Below are 296 nucleotides of genomic sequence, written 5' to 3'. Positions count from 1 at the left end.
AGGCCGTAATCGGCGACCTGGAAGATCGGCGCCTCCTCGTCCTTGTTGATGGCGACGATCACCTTGCTGTCCTTCATGCCCGCGAGGTGCTGGATCGCGCCGGAAATCCCTGCCGCGATGTAGAGGTCGGGCGCCACCACCTTGCCGGTCTGCCCGACCTGCCAGTCGTTCGGCGCATAGCCCGAATCCACCGCCGCCCGCGACGCGCCCACCGCCGCACCCAGCTTGTCGGCCAGCTGCTCGATGATCGCGAACTTCTCCTTGGACCCCAGCGCCCGGCCGCCCGACACCACCCG

At 68.6% G+C, this 296-nt stretch carries 1 protein-coding gene; it reads right to left on the bottom strand.

Going from position 1 to position 296, the window contains the following annotated elements; genetic code table 11:
* On the bottom strand, positions 1-296 hold a 296-nt coding region (locus Q0938_RS19285), incomplete at both ends, for an FAD-binding protein (RefSeq protein ID WP_299365748.1).

It is taken from the genome of uncultured Paracoccus sp., assembly GCF_947496875.1.
Classification (GTDB): Bacteria; Pseudomonadota; Alphaproteobacteria; order Rhodobacterales; family Rhodobacteraceae; genus Paracoccus.
The sequence above is the reverse complement of the archived record's forward strand: the minus strand, read 5'-3'. Positions and strand labels throughout refer to the sequence as shown.